This is a genomic window from Modestobacter roseus (assembly GCF_007994135.1).
Lineage (GTDB): Bacteria > Actinomycetota > Actinomycetes > Mycobacteriales > Geodermatophilaceae > Modestobacter > Modestobacter roseus.
Genome location: NZ_VLKF01000001.1, coordinates 2,580,112 through 2,602,251, shown reverse-complemented (window position 1 = coordinate 2,602,251; position 22,140 = coordinate 2,580,112). Strand labels below are relative to the sequence as shown.

Annotated in this window: 17 protein-coding genes and 3 tRNA genes; 15 read left to right on the top strand and 5 right to left on the bottom strand. The window is 73.5% G+C overall.

The window, feature by feature from the left end:
* Positions 1–172: 172 nt before the first annotated feature.
* From JD78_RS12340 to ilvC, 3 genes are all read left to right on the top strand, one after another.
* A complete protein-coding gene (locus tag JD78_RS12340) occupies positions 173–2,206 on the top strand; it encodes an acetolactate synthase large subunit (protein WP_243731038.1) in 2,034 nt (677 codons plus the stop codon).
* Entirely contained in the window at positions 2,206–2,733 is a 528-nt protein-coding gene (ilvN, locus tag JD78_RS12335; protein WP_153360201.1) for an acetolactate synthase small subunit, read from the top strand. The genes JD78_RS12340 and ilvN overlap by 1 nt, the downstream gene beginning before the upstream one ends.
* A gap of 100 nt (positions 2,734–2,833) precedes the next feature.
* On the top strand, positions 2,834–3,859 hold the full coding sequence (gene ilvC / locus JD78_RS12330) for a ketol-acid reductoisomerase (RefSeq protein ID WP_153360203.1): 1,026 nt from the start codon (positions 2,834–2,836) through the stop codon (positions 3,857–3,859).
* A gap of 57 nt (positions 3,860–3,916) precedes the next feature.
* Here ilvC and JD78_RS12325 read toward each other — a convergent pair whose 3' ends face one another.
* A complete protein-coding gene (locus JD78_RS12325; RefSeq protein WP_153360205.1) occupies positions 3,917–4,660 on the bottom strand; it encodes a hypothetical protein in 744 nt (247 codons plus the stop codon).
* A 175-nt stretch (positions 4,661–4,835) separates the two neighbouring features.
* Here JD78_RS12325 and serA point away from each other — a divergent pair, with 175 nt between their 5' ends.
* From serA to JD78_RS12310, 3 genes are all read left to right on the top strand, one after another.
* The gene (serA, locus tag JD78_RS12320; RefSeq protein WP_153360207.1) at positions 4,836–6,449 is read left to right on the top strand and encodes a phosphoglycerate dehydrogenase; all 1,614 of its coding nucleotides are present in this window, start codon (positions 4,836–4,838) and stop codon (positions 6,447–6,449) included.
* A gap of 450 nt (positions 6,450–6,899) precedes the next feature.
* Positions 6,900–10,196: a S8 family peptidase gene (locus tag JD78_RS12315; RefSeq protein WP_166521154.1), complete on the top strand. Its 3,297-nt coding sequence runs from the start codon at positions 6,900–6,902 to the stop codon at positions 10,194–10,196.
* A 162-nt stretch (positions 10,197–10,358) separates the two neighbouring features.
* Entirely contained in the window at positions 10,359–11,381 is a 1,023-nt protein-coding gene (locus JD78_RS12310) for a 3-isopropylmalate dehydrogenase (protein ID WP_153360211.1), read from the top strand.
* 6 nt (positions 11,382–11,387) lie between these two features.
* Here the strand turns inward: JD78_RS12310 and JD78_RS22255 are convergent, their stop codons facing one another.
* A complete protein-coding gene (locus JD78_RS22255) occupies positions 11,388–11,750 on the bottom strand; it encodes a hypothetical protein (protein ID WP_153360213.1) in 363 nt (120 codons plus the stop codon).
* A gap of 232 nt (positions 11,751–11,982) precedes the next feature.
* Between JD78_RS22255 and cimA the strand changes: the two genes are divergently transcribed.
* The 9 genes from cimA to JD78_RS12260 all read left to right on the top strand — a co-directional run bounded on the left by cimA (position 11,983) and on the right by JD78_RS12260 (position 19,992).
* Positions 11,983–13,608: a citramalate synthase gene (gene cimA / locus JD78_RS12300; protein ID WP_228395149.1), complete on the top strand. Its 1,626-nt coding sequence runs from the start codon at positions 11,983–11,985 to the stop codon at positions 13,606–13,608.
* A 30-nt stretch (positions 13,609–13,638) separates the two neighbouring features.
* Complete coding sequence (locus JD78_RS12295; protein ID WP_153360215.1) at positions 13,639–14,451, top strand: fumarylacetoacetate hydrolase family protein; 813 nt, start codon at positions 13,639–13,641, stop codon at positions 14,449–14,451.
* Positions 14,448–15,917 carry a glutamate--tRNA ligase gene (gene gltX, locus JD78_RS12290; RefSeq protein ID WP_153360217.1) on the top strand — a complete coding sequence of 490 codons (1,470 nt, stop codon included), beginning with the start codon at positions 14,448–14,450 and terminating at the stop codon, positions 15,915–15,917. The genes JD78_RS12295 and gltX overlap by 4 nt, the downstream gene beginning before the upstream one ends.
* On the top strand, positions 15,914–17,287 hold the full coding sequence (locus tag JD78_RS12285) for a CPBP family glutamic-type intramembrane protease (protein WP_153360219.1): 1,374 nt from the start codon (positions 15,914–15,916) through the stop codon (positions 17,285–17,287). The genes gltX and JD78_RS12285 overlap by 4 nt, the downstream gene beginning before the upstream one ends.
* An 85-nt stretch (positions 17,288–17,372) precedes the next feature.
* Positions 17,373–17,444: transfer RNA gene (locus tag JD78_RS12280), tRNA-Gln, on the top strand.
* Positions 17,445–17,487: 43 nt separating this feature from the next.
* Positions 17,488–17,560, top strand: a tRNA-Glu gene (locus tag JD78_RS12275).
* A gap of 111 nt (positions 17,561–17,671) precedes the next feature.
* Positions 17,672–17,744: transfer RNA gene (locus tag JD78_RS12270), tRNA-Glu, on the top strand.
* 225 nt (positions 17,745–17,969) lie between these two features.
* Positions 17,970–19,646 (top strand): sodium:solute symporter family protein, encoded by a 1,677-nt coding sequence (locus tag JD78_RS12265; RefSeq protein ID WP_153360221.1) that lies wholly within the window; start codon positions 17,970–17,972, stop codon positions 19,644–19,646.
* A 31-nt stretch (positions 19,647–19,677) separates the two neighbouring features.
* On the top strand, positions 19,678–19,992 hold the full coding sequence (locus JD78_RS12260) for a hypothetical protein (protein WP_153360223.1): 315 nt from the start codon (positions 19,678–19,680) through the stop codon (positions 19,990–19,992).
* A gap of 58 nt (positions 19,993–20,050) precedes the next feature.
* On the opposite strand, the gene JD78_RS12255 is transcribed toward JD78_RS12260, so the two are convergent.
* The 3 genes from JD78_RS12255 to JD78_RS12245 are packed head-to-tail and all read right to left on the bottom strand — an operon-like array spanning position 20,051 to position 22,110.
* A complete protein-coding gene (locus JD78_RS12255; RefSeq protein ID WP_166521153.1) occupies positions 20,051–20,887 on the bottom strand; it encodes a M23 family metallopeptidase in 837 nt (278 codons plus the stop codon).
* A complete protein-coding gene (locus JD78_RS12250) occupies positions 20,884–21,390 on the bottom strand; it encodes a helix-turn-helix domain-containing protein (RefSeq protein ID WP_153360227.1) in 507 nt (168 codons plus the stop codon). Before JD78_RS12250 ends, JD78_RS12255 begins: the two co-directional genes overlap by 4 nt.
* Before the next feature lie 42 nt (positions 21,391–21,432).
* Positions 21,433–22,110, bottom strand: a complete 678-nt coding sequence (locus JD78_RS12245; protein WP_481822773.1) for an IclR family transcriptional regulator — start codon at positions 22,108–22,110, stop codon at positions 21,433–21,435.
* Between the last annotated feature and the right edge of the window lie 30 nt (positions 22,111–22,140).

Genomic DNA, 22,140 nt, shown 5'->3' with positions numbered 1-22,140 from the left:
GCCGTCCCACGTTCGCTCACGCCGCTGTCCACTGGATGAGACGCAGCTGTTGACGCCGGGACGGGGAGGGGCGCACAGTGGTCCGGTGCCCCGCACCCGTCTGCTCCGTGCTCCTGGTCTCGTAGCGATCCGCTAGCGCGCCGGTCCCTCCCGACCGACGCGCCACCCCTCCGTGCCACGGCACGAGGGGTTTTTTGTTGGCCGGGCACCGCTCGGCCCGACCATCGAGCGACCCGCCGCAGCACCCCACCCGCCCAGGGAGATCGTCGACAATGAGCACCAGCACCGGCCGCACCGCAGCGGCCCCCGGCCCCACCGCCGCGCCGGGAGCCGGTCCCGCACCGGCCACGCCGGTCGCCCCACCGAGGCCGCCGCCGCCGCGACGCTCGGGGTCGAGGCCACCGAGCGCTCGATCGCCGCGGCCGCCGCCGAGCCCGCCACCGGCATCACCGGGGCGCAGAGCCTGGTCCGCGCGCTCGAGGCGGTCGGGGTCGAGGTCGTGTTCGGCATCCCGGGCGGAGCGATCCTGCCCGCCTACGACCCGCTGTTCGACTCCGCCGTCCGGCACGTGCTGGTGCGCCACGAGCAGGGCGCCGGGCACGCCGCCACCGGCTACGCCCAGGCCACCGGCCGGGTCGGCGTCTGCATGGCCACCTCCGGACCGGGCGCGACCAACCTGGTCACCCCGCTGGCCGACGCCTACATGGACTCCGTGCCCGTGGTGGCCATCACCGGCCAGGTGCCCAGCGCGGCGATCGGCACCGACGCCTTCCAGGAGGCGGACATCCGCGGCATCACCATGCCGATCACCAAGCACAACTTCCTGGTCACCGACCCCGACGACATCCCGCAGGCGATCGCCGAGGCCTTCCACCTGGCCGGCACCGGCCGCCCCGGCCCGGTGCTGGTCGACATCAGCAAGGACGCCCTGCAGGCGACCACCGACTTCAGCTGGCCGCCGCGGCTGGACCTGCCCGGCTACAAGCCGACGACGCGCCCGCACGGCAAGCAGGTCCGCGAGGCGGCGGCGCTCATCGCCCGGGCGAGCCGGCCGGTGCTCTACGTCGGAGGCGGGGTGCTCAAGGCCGGCGCCAGCCCCGAGCTGGCCGAGCTGGCCGAGCTGACCGGCGCCCCGGTGGTCACCACGCTGATGGCCCGCGGCGCCTTCCCCGACAGCCACCGGCAGAACCTGGGCATGCCCGGGATGCACGGCACCGTCGCCGCGGTCACCGCCCTGCAGAAGTCCGACGTGCTGATCGCCCTCGGCGCCCGGTTCGACGACCGGGTCACCGGCCAGCTGTCGAGCTTCGCGCCCGAGGCGCAGGTCGTGCACGCTGACATCGACCCGGCCGAGATCGGCAAGAACCGCAAGGCCGACGTCCCGATCGTGGGCGACGCCAAGGAGACCATCGCCGAGCTGGTGACCGCGCTGCGCGCCGAGCAGGCCGCCGGCCACACCTCCGACCTCGCTGCCTGGTGGACCCAGCTGGACGACTGGCGCACCCGCTACCCGCTGGGCTACGACTGGCCCGAGGACGGCGCGCTGTCCCCGCAGTACGTGATCGAGCGGCTCGGCGCGATCGCGGGGCCCGACGCGATCTACACCTCCGGCGTCGGCCAGCACCAGATGTGGGCCGCCCAGTTCATCCGCTACGAGAAGCCGGGCACCTGGCTCAACAGCGGCGGGCTGGGCACGATGGGCTACGCCGTCCCGGCGGCCATGGGCGCCAAGTACGGCGCTCCCGGCACGACCGTGTGGGCCATCGACGGCGACGGCTGCTTCCAGATGACCAACCAGGAGCTGGCCACCTGCGCCATCGAGGGCATCCCGATCAAGGTGGCCGTGATCAACAACGGCAACCTCGGGATGGTCCGGCAGTGGCAGACGCTCTTCTACGAGGGGCGCTACTCCAACACCCACCTGAACACCCACAGCGGCAAGCCGGGGGCGGCCAAGCCGGTGCGCATCCCCGACTTCGTCACCCTGGCCGAGGCGCTGGGTTGCGTGGGGCTGCGGTGCGAGATCAAGGACGACGTCGACGGGGTGATCGAGAAGGCGATGGCGATCAACGACGCCCCCGTGGTGATCGACTTCGTCGTCGGCTCCGACGCCCAGGTGTGGCCGATGGTCGCCGCCGGCGCGAGCAACGACGAGATCATGGCCGCGCGCGACGTGCGGCCCGTCTTCGGAGAGGGCCAGGTCTGATGCCACGCCACACGCTGTCGGTGCTGGTCGAGAACAAGTCCGGGGTGCTCGCCCGGGTGTCGGCGCTGTTCAGCCGGCGCGGGTTCAACATCGAGTCCCTCGCCGTCGGGCCGACCGAGAACCCCGACCTGTCCCGGATGACCATCGTCGCCGAGGCGGAGAGCCAGCCGCTGGAGCAGATCACCAAGCAGCTGAACAAGCTGATCGAGGTGATCAAGATCGTCGAGCTGGAGTCCGACGCGGCCGTGCAGCGCGAGCTGCTGCTGGTGAAGGTCCGCGCACCGATGGCCGACCGGTCCCAGGTGCTGCAGACCGCCGAGCTGTTCCGCGCCCGGGTCATCGACGTCAACACCGAGACGGTCACCCTCGAGGCGACCGGCACCCCGGACAAGCTGCAGGCGCTGCTGGCCGTCCTCGCCCCGCTGGGCATCAAGGAGATGGCGCAGTCGGGCACGGTCGCGCTGGCCCGCGGCCCCCGGTCGATGAGCGGCGCCGGTACCTTGCGCCCGGTCGAGCGCTCCGCCTAGTCAAAGGACCCCGTCGCCCCCCACGACGCGCTCCGCACGCCGCGGGGCCCCGCGACGGGGCCGTTCCAGGAAGTCACCAACCGAAGGAGAGCACCACCAGATGGCCGCCGAGATCTTCTACGACGACGACGCCGACCTCTCGATCATCCAGGGGCGCACCGTCGCCGTCCTGGGCTACGGCAGCCAGGGGCACGCGCACGCGCTCTCGCTGCGCGACTCCGGCGTCGACGTCCGCGTCGGCCTGCCCGAGGGCTCGAAGAGCCGGGCCAAGGCCGAGGCCGAGGGCCTGCGCGTGGTCACCCCGGCCGAGGCCTCCGCCGAGGCCGACCTGATCATGATCCTGGCGCCGGACCACGTGCAGCGGAAGCTGTACGCCGAGTCCGTCGAGCCCAACCTGCAGGACGGCGACGCCCTCTTCTTCGGCCACGGGTTCAACATCCGGTTCGGCTACATCAAGCCCCCGGCCGGCGTGGACGTCGCGATGGTCGCCCCCAAGGGCCCCGGCCACCTGGTGCGCCGGGAGTTCGCCGACGGCAAGGGCGTGCCCTGCCTGATCGCCGTCGAGCAGGACGCCAGCGGCAAGGCCCAGGCGCTCGCGCTCTCCTACGCCAAGGGCATCGGCGGCACCCGCGCCGGGGTCATCAAGACCACCTTCGCCGAGGAGACCGAGACCGACCTCTTCGGTGAGCAGGCGGTGCTCTGCGGCGGCATGTCGGCCCTGGTCGCCGCCGGGTTCGAGACCCTCACCGAGGCGGGCTACCAGCCGGAGATCGCCTACTTCGAGTGCCTGCACGAGCTGAAGCTGATCGTCGACCTGATGTACGAGGGCGGCATCGCCAAGCAGCGCTGGTCGGTGTCCGACACCGCCGAGTACGGCGACTACACCTCCGGCCCCAAGGTCGTCGACGCCCGGGTCAAGGAGTCGATGAAGGACGTGCTCACCGCCATCCAGGACGGCTCGTGGGCCGCGGCGTTCATCGCCGACCAGGACGCCGGTGCCCCGGACTTCAAGGCCAAGCGGGCCGCCGCCGAGGCGCACCCGATCGAGGAGACCGGCCGCAAGCTCCGTGGCCTGATGAGCTGGGTCTCGGCCAGCGACGACTACACGGGCACCGCCGCCCGCTGATCGTGCCCGCACCGCACGGACGGCCCCCGCAGCGCACGCTGCGGGGGCCGTCCGCGTTCACCGCCGGGCCTGCCGCCGGGCCCGGTGTGCGTCGAAGTAGTCCGCGGCGGGGCGCAGGCACAGCAGCACCAGGACGGCGAGCGCACCGAGGAAGAGCACCAGGGAGAAGACCAGCGGGCCGGCCATCCCGGGCTCCCCGGCGGCGGCCGTGAGGACGGCGGACAGCAGCAGGAACCCGGTGGCCGCCACCGAGATCGACGCCCCGACCAGCAGCAGTACCCGGCTGCGGCCGCGCAGCGCCAGCGCGCCGCCCCAGGCCATCACCACCGTCCAGGCCAGCGCGAGGACCCCCATCAGCACGATGATCCCGCGCAGGGTGCCGACCTCCTCCGCGCCCACGTCGCTGCCCAGCGAGGGGTCGGCGGCCAGGCTCGCGTCGACCAGGTCGTCGAGGAACGCGCCACCGGCGAACAGGCCGAGGGCGACCAGCACCCCGAGCGCCGCGTAGACGAAGGCCAGCACCGCCGCGGTGATGACCGCGCCGGGCCGGGCGGGGGGCAGCGCCGGGTCGAAGCCGCCGGGAGCGCCACCGTAGGGCCCGTACCGGCCGTACTGCGGCTGCTGGCCGTACTGGCCCCACGACGCGGGCGGGGACGTCTGCTGGGGCGGTGGACCGTAGGGGCCCCAGGGCGCCGGCTGCGGGGACTGGCCGTACTGCCCGTAGGGGGACGGCGGGCCGGACTGCGGCTGCTGGCCCCAGCCGGGCTCCTGCCGGCCGGGGGCGTCCGGGTCGTTGCTCATGGTCTCCTCCGCACGGGCCGGCGGCACCGGCGCTGCGGTCAGGATGCGGGCGCCGGGCGGCGGGGGGCAAGCACGCCTCACCCGGGCGGTCGGGGTGTCCGCCCGGCGTCCACCCAGTGGGACCGGCGACACCGGCCCGACCGGCGGGGCGGCCGCGCTCCTAGGCTGTTGCCCCGTGACCGCCACCACGCCCGGGACCGCGCCCGTCGTCCTCATCGCCGAAGAGCTCGCACCCAGCGTCCTGCAGGTGCTGGGCGACGACGTGGAGATCCGCCACGTCGACGGCGCCGACCGCGCCGCGCTGCTGCCGGCGCTGGCCGAGGCCTCCGCCGTCCTCATCCGCTCCGCCACCCAGATCGACGCCGAGGCGCTCGCCGCGGCCCCCCGGCTGAAGGTCGTCGCGCGGGCGGGCATCGGGCTGGACAACGTCGACGTCCCCGCCGCCACCGAGCGCGGTGTGCTGGTGGTCAACGCGCCGACGTCGAACATCGTCAGCGCCGCGGAGCACGCCGTCGCGCTGCTGCTGGCCGCCGCCCGGCACATCCCGGCCGCGGACGCCTCGCTGCGCGACGGGAAGTGGGCCCGCTCGAAGTTCACCGGCGTCGAGGTCACCGACAAGACCGTCGGCGTGGTCGGGCTCGGCCGCATCGGCGTGCTGGTGGCCCAGCGGCTGGCCGCCTTCGGCGTCACCCTGATCGCCTACGACCCGTACATCCAGCCCGGCCGGGCCGCCCAGCTCGGCGTCCGGCTGGTCAGCCTCGACGAGCTGCTCCGCGAGGCGGACTTCATCACCGTCCACCTGCCGAAGACGCCGGAGACCCTCGGCCTGATCGGCCGCGACCAGCTCGCCGCGACCAAGCGCGGCGTGATCATCGTCAACGCCGCCCGCGGTGGGCTGGTCGACGAGGCGGCGCTGGCCGAGGCGCTGCAGTCCGGCCAGGTCGGCGCGGCGGGCATCGACGTCTACGCCAAGGAGCCGTGCACCGACAGCCCGCTGTTCGGGCTGCCCAACGTCGTCGTCACCCCGCACCTGGGCGCCTCCACCACCGAGGCCCAGGACAAGGCCGGTACCGCGGTGGCGCGCAGCGTGCGCCTGGCGCTGCAGGGCGACTTCGTGCCGGATGCGGTCAACGTGCAGGCCGGCGGCGTGGTGGCCGAGGACGTCCGGCCCGGGCTGCCGCTGGCGGAGAAGCTGGGCCGGGTGTTCACCGCGGTGGCCGGTGGGCTGGCCCAGTCGGTGCACGTCGAGGTGCAGGGCAAGATCGCCGAGTTCGACGTCTCCGTCATCCAGCTCGCGGTGCTGCGCGGGGTCTTCTCCGACGTCGTCGAGGAGCCGGTCACCTACGTCAACGCCCCGCTGCTGGCCGACCAGCGAGGCCTGGAGGTGGGGCTGTCCAGCAGCACGGAGAGCCCCGACTACCGCAACCTGATCAGCATCCGCGGGGCGATGGCCGACGGCACCGAGGTAGCCGTCTCCGGCACCCTCTACGGCAAGAACCAGGTGCCGAAGCTGACCGAGGTCAGCGGGTTCGACCTCGACCTCACCGCCGACGGGTACCTGCTGTTCTTCGTCTACGCGGACCGGCCCGGGGTGGTCGGCGCCGTGGGTGCCGCGCTGGGGGAGGCGGGCATCAACATCGCCGGCGCCCAGGTCAGCCGGACCACGCAGGGCGGTGACGCGCTCATGGCGGTCACCGTCGACAGCCCGGTCAGCGGCGAGCTGCTCGCCGACATCGCCGGGCGCATCGGTGCCCGCCAGGTGCGGGCGGCGGACCTCAACCCCGCCTGAGCCCACCGCGCCCCGAGGCCGCGTCGTCCACCCGGACGGCGCGGCCTCGTCGCTTCCGGGCCCGTTGCGTCCTGGTTCGAGGTCGTTGCCCGACGGAACGGGTCGGGTCGTTGAGAGCGGATCGATCGTGTCGTATGCGCCACCGGCACTGGGCCGAACGGCCCACGCCACGAGCAGTGGAACATCCTCGGAACAGAAGACGAACACAGCGCCCGACCAGGTGTGGCAGATGCGCCACCTGGACGCCATGACTGCTCCGAACGGTCTATTGGCCGTTAGCGACGGCAATGACCACTCTCTGTCTGGTCCGTCTGACGGTGCGTGCAGGCGGACCTCGCGCAGGAACATCGGACAGGGGTGCACGTGGGTTCGAACAGCACACACACGAACCGGGCGGGGCGCCGACGCGTCGCCGTCCGGACCGGGGTCGTCGCCGTCGCGGCGGCCCTGGTGACCACCGGGGGGACGACCGCGGCGCTGGCCGCGCCGGCCACCCCGATCGGCGACCGGGCGCAGGCGGAGCTGAGCGCGGACCAGCTGGCACAGGTGCAGGCGGCCGTGGCGGCCCAGGGCTCGGCCGGACTCCCCGCGAGCGGGCCGGCCTCGTTCTTCCTCCAGTTGGACACGCCGGCGACGTCGCAGGTCTACGCCGACGCCCTGGCCTCCGGGAGCGCGGCCCAGGCGGCCGATGCCGCCCGCGCGGCGAAGCCGGAGGTGGAGGCCGCCGCGGCCGACGTCGTCGGCGAGTTGCCGGCGACCGTGCCGGAGGCCGAGGTGCTCTACACCGCCTCGACCGTCGTCACCGGCGTCGCGGTGGCCGCCGACGCGGCCGACCAGGCCGCGCTGGGGACGCTGCCCGGGGTGACCGCGGTCCTCCCGATCACCCCGAAGACGATCAGCAACACCGGTGCCGCCCGGGTCGTCGACGCCGTCGCCGCCTGGCAGGACCTGGGCAACACCGGCGCGGGCGTCTCGGTCGGGATCATCGACACCGGCATCGACTACACCCACGCCGACTTCGGCGGAAGCGGCGACGTCGCCCAGTTCGCCGCCCTCCAGGCCGCCGAGGCGGCACCCGCGCCGGCCGGGGTGTACCCCAACGCGAAGGTGGTCGGTGGGCACGACTTCGTCGGTGACGACTACAACGCCGACCCGTCCAGCCCCGACTACCAGCCGGTCGCCCGCCCCGACGACAACCCGCTGGACTGCAACGGCCACGGCACCCACGTCGCCGGCACGGCCGCCGGGTACGGGGTCACCGCCGACGGCGCCACCTACCGCGGTGGCTACGGCGACGGCTTCGACGCCGGCAGCCTGCGCATCGGCCCCGGCATGGCGCCGGACGCCGAGCTGTACGCGCTGAAGGTCTTCGGCTGTGAGGGGTCCACCGACGTCACCGTCCAGGCCATCGAGTGGGCGATGGACCCCAACGGTGACGGCTCCATCGACGACCACCTCGACGTGGTCAACCTCTCCCTCGGATCGGACTACGGCCTGGCCGACGACGCCGACGCGATGGTCGCCAACGAGGCGATGGCCCGCGGCATGCTCGTGGTGATGTCGGCCGGCAACGCCGGCGACAGCTACGACATCGGCGGCTCGCCCGGCAACGCCCCGCGGGGCATCGGCGTCGCCGCCTCCAACGACGGCTACGGGGTCTTCGACGGCTGGCAGGTCGTCTCCGGCGGCGGACCCGAGGGCGTCCGGCCCGGGCTGCGGTCGGTCTCCTACAGCGACCTGGACGAGTCCGGGGCCGTGAAGCCCGACGTCACCGGTCCGGTGGTGCTGCCCGAGGCCGGCGACGACCCGACCGGCTGTGCGTCCTGGAGCGGGGACTACAGCGGCGAGATCGTGCTCATCGAGGCCGCCGGCTTCGCCTGCGGTTCGGTGGCCAAGGGTGGCAACGCCCGCGACCACGGCGCGATCGGCTTCATGATCATCGGTGACGACGACCTGCTGGAGACCGGCATCACCGGCGTCCCGCAGATCCCGGGCATCCTCACCACGGCCACCGACGGCGCGGCGCTGGCCGACGCGGTCGTGGCCGGCCCGGTCACCGTCACCTTCGGGCCGAGCCTGAAGGACGCGGCCACGGTCGACGACCCGGCGCAGGTGGACCTGCTCGCGTCGTTCTCCTCGCGCAGCAGCCGGCAGGCCAACGGCCTCAAGCCGGACGTCTCCGCGCCCGGCGTGACGCTGTACTCCGCCGCGGTCGGCACCGGCACCCAGGGCGTCAGCGAGTCCGGCACCTCGATGGCCGCGCCGACCACCTCCGGGGTCACCGCGCTCGTCCGCGCCGCCCACCCGGACTGGACGACGGAGGAGGTCAAGGCCGACCTCATGAACACCGCCGTCCACGACGTGCACACCGCCGACGGCACCGTGTACGGACCGAACCGTCAGGGCGCCGGCCGGATCGACGCCAAGGCTGCGCTGGACAACCAGGTGCTGGCCTACGCGAACGCCGGCAGTGGCGTCGTGTCGGCGTCCTTCGGGGTCGTCGAGGCCGTCGACCCGAAGGTGGTGCAGAACCGGCAGGTCACGGTGTCGAACAAGAGCGACCGGACCGTCCGCTACCGCCTCGCCTACGAGGCGCTGGCCCAGCAGCCCGGGGTCAGCTACCGGGTCGAGCCGTCGGTGGTCGCCGTCGCCCCGAACACCAAGACCGTGGTCAACGTGGTCATGACGGTCACCCGGGACCAGCTGCGCAAGGTGGCCGACCCCACCGTGGTCACCGACGACGGGCGGCAGTTCCTCGGCGAGGCCAGCGGCCGGGTGGTGCTCACCCCGGGCACCGGCGGTGCGCCGACCTTGCGGGTGCCGGTGCACGCCAACGCCAAGCCGGCGTCGAACCTGGTCGCCCAGGACCGGCAGCCGGGGAAGACGATCGCGCTGGTCGGCCGCGGCGTGGCCAACGGCACCCTCGGTGACCCTACGGCCTACACCTCCCTCGGCAGCGCCTTCGAGCGGCTGGGCGCAAGCCCGCAGCTGCCCAGGTGCACGACCGAGGCCCGCGCGGACTGCTACAAGTCCGAGCTGGAGCGGTCGGTGGACCTGGCCCAGGTGGGCGTCGCCTCCGACGTCGCGGTCAGCCCGCAGGACCCGTGGCTCTACGTCGGGGTCTCGGCGCACGGGAAGTACACCTCCCCGGAGACCGCGGTGAACTACGGCGTCTACCTCGACGCGACCGGTGACGGCGCCTGGGACTACCAGGTGACCACCTACCGGATCGCCGACTACGACGCGCCGCTGGTCGTGGTCACCGACCGGGCGTACAACCTGCTGCCCCGGGGGAACCCGTGGATCGGCTACCTGAACGTCGCCGACGGCACGATCGACACCAACGCCTTCGACTCCGACGTCCAGCTGCTGTCCGCGCCGCTGTCGGTGATGCCGCTGGTCACCGGCCGGGTCTCCCTCGGGGTCCAGTCGACCAGCGCCTACGGCACGGTCGACGACCTGGGCACGGTCACCGGGCCGGACGGCGGCGCGGAGCTGGCGGGGGAGCGGATGAGCTTCGACCCGCTGCACCCGGGGCTGTCGTTCACCGCCGCGGGTGGCCCGGCGGTGCTGGTCCCGGTCACCGGCGGGAGCACCATCTCGGTGACGCAGGACCCGGCGGCCTACGCCCAGGACACCGCCGTCGGCGGGCCCAAGGGCGCGATGGTGGTGCTGCAGCACAACGGCAGCACCGGCCCGGGGCGCACCCAGTTCGTCCCGGTGGGGGAGCGACCGGCCGCCCCGTGACGGTGCCGGCCGGCCCGGCACCACGCCGGGCCGGCCGGCCCTGACCCCCGTACCACCGACCCCGCAGCACCCCGGCGCCCCCGGTGAGGACCTCCCTCGCCGGGGGCGTCCGGCGTGTGCGGGTAGTGGTGCGGGAGACGGCGACCACTAACCTCTGGCCTCATGCGGCTGGCAGTGGTCCCTGGAGACGGCATCGGTACCGAGGTGGTGGCGGAGGGCCTCAAGGTCCTGGGCGCGGTGGCGCCGGACGTCGAGACGACCCGGTACGACCTGGGCGCGGCCCGCTGGCAGCGCACCGGCGAGCTGCTGCCGGACGCGGTGCTCGACGAGCTGCGCCAGCACGACGCGATCCTGCTCGGCGCCGTCGGCGACCCCAGCGTGCCGGCCGGCATCCTCGAGCGCGGCCTGCTGCTGAAGCTCCGCTTCGAGCTCGACCACCACGTCAACCTGCGCCCGGCCCGGCTCTTCGACGGCGTGAGCAGCCCGCTGGCCGACCCGGGCGAGATCGACATGCTCTGCGTCCGCGAGGGCACCGAGGGCCCCTACGTCGGCAACGGCGGCGTGCTGCGCCGGGACACCCCGCACGAGGTGGCCACCGAGGTCAGCCTGAACACCGCCTTCGGCGTCGAGCGGGTGGTCCGGTACGCCTTCGAGCGGGCCACCGCCCGCCCGCGCAAGCACCTGACGCTGATCCACAAGACCAACGTGCTCACCCACGCCGGGTCGCTGTGGTCGCGCACGGTGGAGGAGGTGGCCGCGGAGTTCCCGGAGGTCTCCGTCGCCTACCAGCACGTCGACGCCGCGGCGATGTTCTTCATCACCGACCCGGCCCGGTACGACGTGATCGTCACCGACAACCTCTTCGGCGACATCGTCACCGACGTCGCGGCCGCGGTCACCGGCGGCATCGGGCTGGCCGCCAGCGGCAACCTCGACGTCTCCGGCACCAACCCGAGCATGTTCGAGCCGGTGCACGGCTCCGCCCCCGACATCGCCGGGCAGGGCATCGCCGACCCCACCGCGACCGTGCTGTCGGTGGCCCTGATGCTGGAGCACCTGGGCCGCCCGGAGCTGGCGAAGAAGGTCAACGCGGCGGTCGCCTTCGACCTGTCCACCCGTGACCCGAAGGCGCAGATCCGCACCGCGGAGGTCGGCGACCGGCTCGCCGCGCTCGCCGGCGGCTGACCGGCGCTACTGGCCGAGCGTGTACCTCAGGTTCGCGTTGACCAGTTCGTTGACCCGGCGGCGCAGGTGGCCGAGCAACGAGGCGTCCGGCGGCGGCTCGTCCACCAGCAGCACCCAGCGCAGGTCCGTGCCCTGGCCGGAGGCGTCGGCCGGCAGCTCGAACCGGATGCGGGCGTCGGGCCGGCGAGGCCACAGCGACGACCACACCACCAGCCCGGGCTCCTCGGCCTCGACGACCGCCGGACGCCGCTCGTCGGCCAGCAGCAGCAGCCAATTCCGGGCGGGGTCGCGATCCGGCGTGGTCAGGGCCGCGTAGAGCACGTGCGGCGGTGCCGGCTGGTTGCGCCGCCGGGCGCCCACCTCGATCACGCCGGCACCGTATGCGGACCCGGCGGCGCACGGCGCGCCGGCGACCTCGCGTCCCAGGCAGTGGACGGGGCGTTCCACATCCGCGGCCGGCGTGCTTCACTCGACCCGATGGACGCCACCGCCCCGATCATCATCGCCTAGCGCGCAGTCTCCTCCCCGACTGCGCGCAACCTCCCGTACCCCGGGAGGTTTTTTCGTGTCTGGGGACGACCCACCTCACCCGGAGGACCTTGTGCTGACCGACCCGGTGCTGACCGACCCGGTGCCGACCGATCTGGACTTCCACGTCTTCGACACCACGCTGCGCGACGGCGCCCAGCGGGAGGGCGTCAGCTACTCCGTGGCCGACAAGCTCGCCGTGGCCCGGCTGCTGGACGAGGTCGGTGTCGGCTTCATCGAGGGCGGCTGGCCGGGTGCGCTGCCCAAGGACACCGAGTTCTTCGCCCGCGCGCGCACCGAGCTGCAGCTGCGGCACGCGCAGCTGGTCGCCTTCGGTGCGACCCGCAAGGCCGGGGTGCGCGTCGAGGACGACCCGCAGGTGCAGGCCCTGCTGGACTCCGGGGCCCCGGTGGTCTGCATCGTCGCCAAGTCCGACGTCCGGCACGTGCGCGAGGCGCTGCGCACGACGCTGGAGGAGAACCTGGCCATGGTGGCCGACACCGTGAGCCACCTGGTCGCCGCCGGACGGCGGGTGTTCGTCGACTGCGAGCACTTCTTCGACGGGTACGCCGTCGACCCCGGCTACGGGGTGCGGGTGCTGGCCACCGCGTTCGCCTCCGGCGCCGAGGTCGGGGTCATGTGCGACACCAACGGCGGCATGCTGCCCATGGGCGTGGCCCGGGTGGTGGCCGACGTGCGGGGCCAGGTCGTCGGCCGGCTCGGCATCCACTGCCAGGACGACACCGGCTGCGCCGTCGCCAACTCCCTGGCCGCGGTGGAGGCCGGGGTGACGCACGTGCAGGGCACCGCCAACGGCTACGGCGAGCGCGCCGGCAACGCCGACACGTTCGCGCTGATCGGCAACCTGGTCACCAAGATGGGCCTGCCCGTGGTGCCGGCCGAGTGCCTGCCGGAGCTCACCCGGGTCAGCGCGGCCATCGCCGAGCTGGCCAACATCGCCCCCGACGACCACCAGCCCTTCGTCGGCGCCTCCGCGTTCGCCCACAAGGCGGGCCTGCACGCCAGCGCCATCAAGGTCGACCCGCAGCTCTACAACCACCTCGACCCGGCCGTCGTCGGCAACGACATGCGCATCCTGGTCACCGAGATGGCCGGCCGCGCCTCGGTCGAGCTCAAGGGCCGCGAGCTGGGCGTGGACCTCACCGGCCAGGGCGACGCGATCGGCCGGGTGGTCGACCAGGTGAAGGTGCTGGAGGCCGACGGCTGGTCGTTCGAGGCCGCCGACGCCTCCTTCGAGCTGCTGCTGCGCGCCCAGCTGCCCGGCGCCCCCGAGCCGCTGTTCGAGCTGGAGAGCTACCGCACCTCGGTCGAGCACTGGGGCAACGGCGTGGTGGTCAGCGAGGCCACCGTGAAGGTGCACGTGCACACCGCCACCGGGGAACGGGAGCGGGTCATCAGCACCGCGGAGGGCAACGGGCCGGTCAACGCCCTGGACAACGCGCTGCGCCAGGCCCTCGTCGGCCGGTTCCCGGCGCTCGCCGGGGTGTCGCTGGCCGACTACAAGGTGCGCATCCTGGGCTGGAACGGCGGCACCAGCGCCACCACCCGGGTGCTCATCGACAGCACCGACGGCGCGGGGGAGTGGACCACCGTCGGCGTGCACGACAACATCGTCGAGGCCTCCTGGCACGCCCTGGTCGACGCGCTCACCTACGCGGTCCGGCACCGGGCGGGCTGACCGCAGGTCGACCCCGACTAGCCTGGCGGCGTGCGCATCGTCCGTTACGCCCACCCAGCCGGCATGTCCTTCGGGGTCCTCGACGGGGACGGTCAGGTCGCCCAGATCGACGGCCACCCGTTCGGTCAGATCTCCTTCACCGGCCAGCGGTTCGCCGCTGCCGACGTCCGGCTGCTCTCGCCGATCCTGCCGAGCAAGGTGGTCGGCATCGGCAAGAACTACGCCGACCACGTCAAGGAGATGAACACCGGTGAGGCGCCGGCGGAGCCGCTGTTCTTCCTCAAGCCCTCCACCACCGTGATCGGCCCCGGCGACGCGATCCGCATCCCGCCGGGCAGCACCAACGTGCACCACGAGGTGGAGCTCGCCGTCGTCATCGGCGCCCGCGGGGCCCGTCAGGTCACCCCGGAGCAGGCGCCGGCCAGCATCTTCGGCTACACGATCGGCAACGACGTCACCGAGCGGGACATGCAGCGCAGCGACGGGCAGTGGACCCGGGCGAAGGGCTTCGACTCGTTCTGCCCGCTGGGCCCGTGGATCGAGACCGACCTGGCCGGTCTGGGCAAGGACCCGGCGGACCTGGAGATCACCTGCAGCGTGGACGGCGAGCTCCGCCAGTCCGGCCGCACCAGCCAGCTGCTGTTCGACGTCCCGCGGCTGATCTCGCACGTCTCCCAGGTGATGACGCTGCTGCCCGGCGACGTCGTGCTCACCGGCACCCCCGCCGGCGTCGGGCCGATCCGCCCCGGTCAGCGCGTCGAGTGCACCATCGAGGGCCTGGGCACGCTGACCAGCTCCGTGGCCGGTGCCGACCCGACCTCCACCGCCGGTGGCGCCCGATGAGCGTCAAGACCCGGTTCTGCCCGTCCCCGACGGGGCTGGTGCACGTCGGGGTGATGCGGGCGGCGCTGTTCAACTGGGCGCACGCCCGGCACACCGGCGGCAGCTTCCTGTTCCGCATCGAGGACACCGACGCCGCCCGCGACTCCGAGGAGTCCTACCGGCACCTGCTCGACTCCCTGCGCTGGCTGGGCCTGGACTGGGACGAGGGCCCCGAGGTGGGCGGTCCCAACGGGCCCTACCGCCAGTCGGAGCGGGCGGAGGTCTACCGGGAGGTCGCCGCGAAGCTGCTGGCCGCCGGCCACGCCTACGAGTCGTTCTCCACCAACGAGGAGGTCGACGCGCGCCGGCGGGCCGCCGGCCAGGACCCCAAGCTGGGCTACGACAACGCCGACCGCCACCTCACCGAGGAGCAGAAGGCCGCCTTCCGCGCCGAGGGCCGCCAGCCCGTGCTGCGGCTGCGGATGCCCGACGAGGACATCAGCTGGACCGACCTGGTGCGCGGCGAGGTGCGCTTCGCCGCCGGCTCGGTGCCCGACTTCGTGCTGGTCCGCGGCAACGGCGCCCCGCTCTACCCCTTCGTGAACCCCGTCGACGACGCGCTGATGGGCGTCACCGACGTGCTCCGCGGGGAGGACCTGCTGCCCTCCACCCCGCGGCAGCTCGCGCTGTACCGGGCGCTCACCGACATCGGCGTCGCCGCCGGCACGCCCCGCTTCGGGCACCTCCCGCTGGTCAACGGCGAGGGCAACAAGAAGCTGTCCAAGCGCGACCCGCAGTCCAACTTCGACGTCTACCGGGAGCGCGGCTTCCTGCCCGAGGGGCTGGTCAACTACCTGGCGCTGCTGGGCTGGTCGATCGCCGAGGACCGCGACGTCTTCTCCGTCCAGGAGATGGTCGAGGCCTTCGACGTGACCCGGGTCAGCGCCAACCCCGCGCGCTTCGACCTCAAGAAGGCCGAGGCGATCAACGCCGCCCACCTGCGGGCACTGCCGGTCGAGGAGTTCCGCGCCCGGGTCACGCCCTTCCTGGCCGCGGCCGGGCTGGTCGCCGACCCGCCGACGCCCGAGCAGCAGCGCGTGCTGACGGCGATCGCCCCGCTGGCCCAGGAGCGCATGATCGTGCTCTCCGACGCCGTCGGTCTGCTGGGCTTCCTCTTCACCGACGACGTCGAGATCGACGAGGCCGCCGCGGCCAAGCAGCTGGGCGCCGGCGCGGGGGAGGTGCTCGACGCCGCCACGGCCGCGCTGCGCGACCTGGCCGCCTGGGAGACCCCGGCGATCGAGGCGGCGCTGAAGGAGGCCCTCGTCGACGGGCTGGGCCGCAAGCCGCGCCAGGCGTTCGGGCCGGTGCGGGTGGCGGTCAGCGGCCGCACGGTCTCCCCGCCGCTGTACGAGTCGATCGAGCTGCTGGGCCGCGAGCGCACCCTGGCCCGGCTGGCCGCCGCCCGCGGGATCGCGACGGGATGACCGGCTGGGGCGGCTGGCCCGGCGGGCAGCCGGGGGAGCCCTACGCCGGCCCGCCGGGTCAGTCCTACGCCGGCCCACCGCCCACGGGCCCGGCCGGTGCGCCGCCGGTCGTGCCCCGGGTGGCCGTCTGGTACCCGCCGGCGGCCGTTCCCGGGCCGCCGGCGCCCCCGACCGGGCGCCGCCGGCAGAGCCGGCCGGTCACGCCACCCGGGGCGCCCCCGCACGATGCCCCGCAGCCCTACGCGCTGCTCATGCGGACCCGCGACTGGGCCTGGTGGCGACCGGTGCTGGGGCTGCTGCTGCTCGTCGTGCTGTACGTCGTCGCCGGTGCGGTGATCGGCGGGATCGCGCTGTTCACCGGCCTCACCGTCGACCTGTACATGGACCTCACCGACGCCGGCGTGCTGCTGCTGACCAACATCTCGCTGATCGTCGCGATCCCGATCATCTGGCTGTGCTGGTCGGTGGCGCACGGCATGCGGATCGGCTGGTCCTCCTCGGTCCTCGGCCGTTTGCGCTGGCGGCTGTTCCGGCCGCTGGGCTGGCGCGGCCTGGCCACCCTGGGCGCCGCGGTGGCCGTGCTGGTGGTCATCGACACCGTGACCGGGCCGGGCGGCGTCACCGGGCCGTCGGCCTCCTACGGCTGGCTGGTGCTGGTCGTGGTCCTCACCACCCCCTTGCAGGCCGCCGCGGAGGAGTACGCCTTCCGCGGCTACCTCAGCCAGGCCATCGCGGGCTGGATCGGCCGGCCGCGGGCCGGTGCGCTGGTCGCCGCGCTGGTCACCGCCACGCTGTTCTCCGCCGCCCACCTCCCACCGGACGTCGAGTCGTTCCTCTACCGGTTCGCCATGGGCCTGTCCTTCTCCGCCGTCGTCTGGTGGACCGGCGGCCTCGAGGCGGCGATCGTCGCGCACACCGTGAACAACGTGGTGATCTTCCTGCTGGGGGGCGCCCTGGGTGGCGCGGTCTCCGCCGACGCCTCCGACGACCTGCTCGGCTGGTGGGCGGCGTTGCTGGGCGCCGTCGGCATGGTCGCCTACGTGCTGTGGGTGCGCGGCCTGAGCCGTCGGCTGCACCCGGAGCTGCTCAGCCCGGCGCTGGACCTGCGGGTGACGTCCCAGGCCCCGAGCGGGCCGGGGTGGCCGTCCCAGGGCGTCCCGCACCACGTCGGGCCGCCGGCCGTCCCGCAGTCGGCGTACGGGCCGCCCGCCTACGGGCCGCCCGCCTACGGGCCGGCCGCCTACGGCCCGCCCGCCTACGGGCCGCCCGCCTACGGCCCGCCCGGGTACGCGCCGCCCGCCTACGGGCCGCCCGGGCACGCGGCGCCGCCCCCGCCGGACGACCGCTGGGCCCGGCCGACGGGGGGCTGACGCGCCGGGGAGGGGGGTGCCTCCACACGCTCCCCGCGCATCGGGTATCGTTTCTTCCCGTCGCCGCAAGGCGATGAACGGCCATTGGGGTATGGGGTAATTGGCAGCCCGACGGTTTCTGGTTCCGTTAGTCTAGGTTCGAGTCCTGGTACCCCAGCGAGGAAGCACCATCTCCTCCAGCACCACCGAGCAGTACGCCTGGCCCCGTCGTCTAGCGGCCCAGGACGCCGCCCTCTCACGGCGGTAGCGAGGGTTCGAATCCCTTCGGGGCTACAGCGGAGAGCCCCCGACCCACCCGGGTCGGGGGCTCTCGTCGTCTCCGGAGCCCACCCACCCCCGGGTGTCGATCCGGCCGGGCCGGTGTGGCACCATCTCTGCGCGCACGGCCCCGTCGTCTAGCGGCCCAGGACGCCGCCCTCTCACGGCGGTAGCGAGGGTTCGAATCCCTTCGGGGCTACAGCGGAGAGCCCCCGACCCACCCGGGTCGGGGGCTCTCGTGTTCCCGGTCACGGGTCGTCACCCGTCCCGGTGAACGCCGGAATGCTTGCTCACAGCAACGGTGTTAGCGTCCCGTTGCTGATCACCGCGCTGGACCCTCGTGCCCCGCCCCTGACGGCAGAACAGGGGCCGCCGCACGAGGGTGTCGGGGGCCCGCCATCCCGACCCAGGAGGGACACCCCCGGTGGTGCTCGCTGCTGACGAGACGCTGCGGCTCGACGCCAACTTCGTCGACTACCTGCTCGTCGTCGCCTACTTCGCTGTCGTGCTGCTCATCGGCTTCGCCGCCCGGCGGCGCGTGTCCGACAGCCTCGACTTCTTCCTCTCCGGCCGGTCGCTGCCGGCCTGGGTGACCGGCCTGGCCTTCATCTCGGCCAACCTCGGCGCGGTCGAGATCATCGGCATGTCGGCCAACGGTGCCCAGTTCGGCATGGCCACGTTCCACTACTTCTGGATCGGCGCCGTCCCGGCGATGCTCTTCCTGGGCGTCGTGATGATGCCCTTCTACTACGGCTCGAAGGTCCGGTCCGTGCCGGAGTTCATGCGCCGGCGGTTCGGCACCGGGGCGCACCTGGTGAACGCGCTGAGCTTCGCGCTGGCCCAGGTGCTCATCGCCGGCATCAACCTGTACCTGCTGGCCACCATCGTGAACGCGCTGCTCGGCTGGCCGCAGTGGATCTCGCTGATCGTGGCCGCGGTCATCGTGCTCAGCTACATCACCCTCGGCGGCCTCTCCGCGGCCATCTACAACGAGGTGCTGCAGTTCTTCGTCATCGTGGCCGCGCTGCTGCCGCTGACGCTCATCGGCCTGCACCGGGTGGGTGGCGTCGGTGGCCTGATCGACGCGATCCGGGACAGCGGCAACGAGAACGACCTGAGCTCCTGGCCGGGTTCGGACCTGACCAGCATCGAGAACCCGGTGCTGTCGGTCATCGGCATCGTCTTCGGCCTGGGTTTCGTGCTCTCCTTCGGCTACTGGACGACGAACTTCGTCGAGGTCCAGCGGGCGATGGCGACCAAGTCGATGTCGGCGGCCCGGAGCACCCCGATCATCGGGTCGTTCCCGAAGATGTTCATCCCGTTCATCGTCATCGTCCCCGGCATGATCGCCGCGGTCCTGGTCAACGAGACCGCGGACCTGAAGGCCGGCGGGGACCCGGGGGTCACCTACAACGACTCGATCCTGCTGCTGATCCGCGACGTGCTGCCCAACGGCCTGCTGGGCGTGGCGATCGCCGGTCTGCTCGCCTCCTTCATGGCCGGCATGGCAGCCAACATCTCCGCCTTCAACACCGTCTTCAGCTACGACCTGTGGCAGCAGTACGTGAAGAAGGACCGGCCCGACGAGTACTACCTGCGGGTCGGGCGGCTGGCCACGGTCGGCGCCACGGTGATCGCCATCTTCACCGCGCTCATCGCCGCCAACTTCGACAACCTGATGGACTACCTGCAGACGCTGTTCGGGTTCTTCAACGCCCCGCTGTTCGCCACGTTCATCCTCGGCATGTTCTGGAAGCGGATGACGCCCACGGCCGGCTGGACCGGGCTGGTGTCCGGCACGCTCGCCGCGGTGCTGGTCTGGTCGTTGAGCGAGACCGGCGTGATCGGCCTGGAGGGGCAGGGCGCGAGCTTCGTCGCCGCGGGCGCGGCGTTCGTGGTCGACATCGCCGTCAGCGTCGGGGTCAGCATGGTCACGACGCCCAAGCCGGTCTCAGAACTGGCCGGCCTCGTCTACTCCGAGACGCCCAAGGAGGTGCGCACCGACCCCGATGCGCACAAGCTGCCCTGGTACCAGTCGCCGACGAAGCTCGCCGGCATCTCGCTGGTGCTCGTCATCGCCCTGAACCTGATCTTCCGCTGACCGCGGCCAGCACCCTCGAGAGGAGCACCCCATGAGCACCGGATCCAACGGGCAGGCCGCTGAGGCGGCCGGCCGCAAGCACACCGCGGGGGCCTACGACGTCCGTACGGTCATCGCCGGGCTGATCGGGTTCTACGGCATCGTCCTGGTGGTCGTCGGCATCGTCGACTTCAGCGATGCCGACGCGGCCAAGACCGGCGGCTGGAACGCGAACCTGTGGGTCGGCCTGGGCATGGTGGTCTTCGCCCTCACCTTCGCCGTCTGGACCCGGCTGCGGCCGGTCGTCGTCGAGGACGACGAGGCGGTCGAGGACCCGACCGGCGGCGCGGACACCGCCGGCCGGTAGTCCCGGCACGACCCGCCGACGGCCCGCAGCGGGTGTTCCCGCTGCGGGCCGTCGTGCGTCAGGACCCGGTCGCCCCGAGCAGCTCGCCGTTGGCCGGCAGCCCGTCGGTGCCGTCCGGCGCGCCGGCCCGGAAGGCCATCGGCAGGCCCCCGGCGGCAGCCAGGTGGGGTGAGTCGCAGAGCTGGACGTGCAGGTGCGGTTCGCTGCTGTTGCCGGAGTTCCCGCACTCGGCCAGCTGCTGGCCGGCGGCCACCCGCTCGCCCGGCCGCACCCGGACCGAGCCCCGTCGCAGGTGCACCAGGGCGGCGTGCACCCCGTCGTCGGCCCGGACGACGACGTGGTTGCCGGCGATCCAGCGCGCGCCACCGAACGACCGGACGAAGCCCTCCACCACGATCAGGTACAGGAGCGACACCCAGCCGCTGCGGGCCCGGTGGTCGCGCCGCCGCTGGTGCACCCGGACCACCACGCCGTCGACCGGGCTGAGCAGCGGCGTGCCGAACGCGGGGTACTCCTCGGGCCGGCGCCACTGGCCGCCGGAGCCGAGCTCCGGGCGGCTGCCGTCGGGCGGGTCGAGCACCAGGTCGATCGCCCAGGTCTGGCCCAGGCCGTGCGTGCCGTGCGAGGGCACCTTGGTGGCGGGGGAGTTGAGTGCCCGCCAGGGTCCCCGCACCGGCGACTCGACGACCCGCAGCGGTGCCGCGGGCGGGCGCACCCGCTCGAGCAGCCCGGCGCCGAGCAGGACGGCGATGCCCAGCAGTGCCGTCCACCGCAGCACCCCGAGGGCGTCGGCCAGGATCAGCAGGATGCCCAGCGGGAGCAGCGGCGGCCGGATCCGGGCTGCGAGCCGGCGCACCACCGGGCCGGTGGCCGTGCCGACGTCGCCCGCGCTCACGACGACACCGCCGCCAGGACGACGTGCAGCGGGACGACCCGCTCGGGCGGCACCCCGTACGCGCCGCGAGCGGTCGTGCGCAGCCAGCCGGCGGTGGTGAGCTGCCGCAGGTGGTGGTGCAGCTGGCCGGTGGTGCCCAGCCCGGGGAGCGCGGCCAGCGCCGCGGTCGTGGTGGTGCCGCCCAGCACCTCGCGCAGCAGTCGCAGGCGCACCGGGTGGGCCAGTGCGGACAGGGCCGCGGCGAGCGCGTCGTCCTCCTCGGGGTCCGCGGCGCGCACCTCCTCGGCCCCGTGCGTCCGCTGCCAGGCGTACTCCTCGCCCCCGGGCAGCCGCACCTGGCCGCCGTAGGCCACCGCGCCGCCGGGCAGCCCGGCCGCCTCGGTGGCGAGCGCGTGCAGCAGCCAGAACTGCTCCGGCGCCGGTGGGCCGGCCGGCACGGCGATCAGCCGTGCCTCCAGCGCCGCCAGTCGTTGCTCGATCCGGGTCAGCCGGGCGTCGTCCACGACGCCGAAAGTACGGAACTACGTATCAACGATCAAGTGCGGTCAGCGCGCGGCGCGGGAGAGGGTCAGTGCTGCCTCGAGCACCGCGGCCACCACCTCCGGGCTGGGCCGGCGCCCGAGCCGTTCGATCGGGCCGGAGATCGAGATCGCGCCCAGCACCCCGCCCGTGCCGTCGCGGACCGGGGCCGACAGTGACGCGACCCCCGGTTCGCGCTCGGCGATGCTGTGCGCCCAGCCGCGACGCCGGACGTCGAGCAGGGTGCGGGCGGTGAAGCTCGCCGAGGGCAGCAGGGCGTTCACCTCGTCGGCGGGGGCGAAGGCCAGCAGGGCGTGGGCGGCCGACCCGGCGGTGAGCGGGAGGCGAGCGCCCACCGGCACGGTGTCGCGCAGCCCGCTCAGCCGTTCGGCCGCCGCGATGCAGACCCGGCTGCCCCCGTCGCGCACGTAGAACTGGGCACTCTCCCCGGTCGCGTCGCGCAGCCCCGGCAGGTACCGGCCGGCGAGGTCGGCCAGGTCGGCGCCACCTCGGCCCAGCTCCGCGAGGCCGGGGCCGGGTGCCCAGGCGCCACCCGCGGTGCGCCGCAGCAGGCGGTGGCCCTCCAGGGCGGTGGCCAGCCGGTGCGCGGTCGCGCGCGGCAGGCCGGTGCGGGTCACCAGCTCGGCGAGCGTGGCCGGGTCGTCGCTCACGGCGCGGAGGATGGCCACTGCTTTGTCCAGCACGGCAACGGGGTTAGGCTGTCCCACGCAGCA